Origin of the sequence: Actinoplanes sp. NPDC048791, assembly GCF_040650095.1 — a bacterium.
Classification (GTDB): domain Bacteria; phylum Actinomycetota; class Actinomycetes; order Mycobacteriales; family Micromonosporaceae; genus Actinoplanes.
The window spans coordinates 1-2,205 of sequence record NZ_JBEZGQ010001236.1 but is presented as its reverse complement, the minus strand read 5'-3'; the positions used below and the strand labels follow the sequence as shown (position 1 = coordinate 2,205).

The window sequence follows — 2,205 nt, the reverse complement described above, 5'->3', positions numbered from 1 at the left end:
AGGGCATCGCCCGGGCGGGCTCGCCCGCCGGCCGCCCGGGATGCGCCAGCCGGGCGGGGTGGACGGCGCCGGGCACAGCCTCCAGCGCCTCGGCGTAGCGGCGGTGCCGGGCGGCGTGCTCGGCCGGCAGCACCTCGTGCTCGAGGACCTCGGCGACGACCTGGTGCCGCAGCCGGTAGCCGTCGGCCGCGCTGGTCACGAAGCGGTGCGCGACCGCGGCCCGGATGGCCTCGATCAGCTCCGTCTCCGGCAGCGGCAGGACCCGGGCCAGCAGGGCGTGCTCGACCGGCTCGACCCCGGCGGCGACGGCGTGCACCACGTCGTGGGCGTGCGGGGGCAGCTCGTCGACCCGGGACAGGAAGATCTCGCGCAGCGTGTCCGACAGCTCGACCCGGCCGTCCCGCAGGTCCCGGGAGAGCTCCTCGACCACGAACGGGTTGCCGCCGCTGCGCTTGTAGACCCGGTCGGCGTCCTCCGGGGCCACGTCGGTGCCGGCGATCGCGGCGACCAGCTCACCGGTCGACTCCTGGTCGAGCGGGGCCAGGTCGAGCACGCGTACGGACCGCAACCGGCGCAGCTCGGCCAGCACCCGCCGTAGCGGATGGGAGCCGTGCAGTGACTCGGCCCGGACTGCCGCCAGCACCGACAGGTTGATCTCGCCGAGGCCCGCCAGCAGGTAGAGCAGCAGCTGCCGGGTGCTGCGGTCGGCCCACTGGAGGTCGTCGAGCACGAGCAGCAGCCGCCGGCCCTGGGCCAGCGAACGCAGCTGCTGGGAGACCCGTTCGAGGAGTACGCCCGCGCCGTCCTGGTTGGCGGCGGCGTCCACCGGGGCGGTGTCGGCGTGCACCCCGGCGCGGCGCAGCGCCTGCAGGACCGGGTGCAGGGGAGAGGCGTCGCCGATGTCCAGGCAGGTGCCGGACAGCACGGCGACACCCGCGTCACGCAGCGCATCCGCCGTCTCGCGCAGCAGGCGGCTCTTGCCCACGCCGCTCTCGCCGGTGACGAACACCGCCGCGGTGCCGCTGGGACCGGCGTCCAGCAGGTCCGTGCGAACCGCGGTCAAAGTGCCGGTACGTCCGACAATAGGCGCGTCGTCCCCCTCGCTGGCCATGCGTGGCAGCCTAGTGCCGATCCGGGTAGCACGTTCTCGTCGGTTCGGACTGTTCTGCGTCACAAATTCGACGCTGGGCCCGCTGTCACAGATACGTCATTCTGCGGATCCGCTGTACCCCTGCCGGCTGGCACCGTTTGCCTCGCCAATGCGGCGAAGGGGCGTGGGGCATGAACAGAATGACTGCCGGCATCCGGTGCCGGCGACAGACAGTGACCGTGCTGTTCGTCGACATCGTGGGTTTCACCGCCATCGTCGACGAGCTGGACTGCGCGGACGTCCGGGACCTGCAGATGGACTACTTCTCCACCGTGTCGGCCGAGGTCCGGGCGGCGGGCGGGGTGGTCGAGAAGTTCATCGGGGACGCGGTCATGGCGATCTTCGGGGCGGACGGGCCGTTGCCCGGCACGCCGGAGGACACGAGCTGCGCGGCCGTGGGAGCGGTCCGGGCCGGCCTGGCGATCCAGGAGGCGCTGCGGGGGCGTCTCCTGGCCGGCCGGTTCCCGGTCCGGACCCGGGTCGGGCTGGCCACCGGCGATGCCATCGTCGACCTGGACCAGACCCGCGACGGCGGGTACGGGATGGTCAGCGGCAGCGTGGTGAGCACGGCGGCGCGGCTGCAGGCGTACGCGCCGCACGACACGGTGGTGGTCTGCGCGGCCACCCGGGCGGTGACCGACCACGCGGTGGTCTACCAGGAGATGCCGCCGGTCTCGGTGGCCGGCAAGTCGGCCCCGGTGGAGCTGTCGCGGGCGCTGTACCCGCAGGTGGTGACGGCTGGACCGGTCCTGCAGACGTGCGGCTGACCGGCCCGGCCGGCAGATCCGCCGGGACCCAATCCTTCAGCGGGGACGACCTGGGCCGATAAAGGCAACGTGGGTGCCACGCCTTCTCCGCCGGCTGAGCCGGCCCTGCTGCAGCTCGAGCCCGGCGACGCCGCCGGGCTCGAAGTGCTGGGCGAGCTGGGTCGCGGCACCCAGGCGGTCGTGCACCGGGTACGCCTGCGGGGCCAGGAGTACGCCCTCAGACTCCTGCGCGACAACAACTCCGCGAGCAACGAGGGCGAACGCCAGTTCAGCCGCCAGTGCGCGCAG

Annotated in this window: 3 protein-coding genes; 2 read left to right on the top strand and 1 reads right to left on the bottom strand. The window is 73.4% G+C overall.

Annotated elements, in window-relative coordinates; all coding sequences use genetic code 11:
- On the bottom strand, positions 1 to 1,111 hold a 1,111-nt coding region (locus tag AB0C29_RS44815; RefSeq protein ID WP_360833964.1), incomplete at its 3' end, for an AAA family ATPase.
- 170 nt (positions 1,112 to 1,281) lie between these two features.
- Between AB0C29_RS44815 and AB0C29_RS44810 the strand changes: the two genes are divergently transcribed.
- Positions 1,282 to 1,917 carry an adenylate/guanylate cyclase domain-containing protein gene (locus AB0C29_RS44810; RefSeq protein ID WP_360833962.1) on the top strand — a complete coding sequence of 212 codons (636 nt, stop codon included), beginning with the start codon at positions 1,282 to 1,284 and terminating at the stop codon, positions 1,915 to 1,917.
- 69 nt (positions 1,918 to 1,986) lie between these two features.
- The coding region (locus AB0C29_RS44805) for a hypothetical protein (RefSeq protein ID WP_360833960.1) at positions 1,987 to 2,205 on the top strand (219 nt) is incomplete at its 3' end.

What these genes read in the sequence shown, in the direction of transcription:
- AB0C29_RS44810 (WP_360833962.1), top strand. Translation starts at nt 1,282, where the DNA reads ATGAACAGAATGACTGCCGGCATCCGGTGCCGGCGACAGACAGTGACC.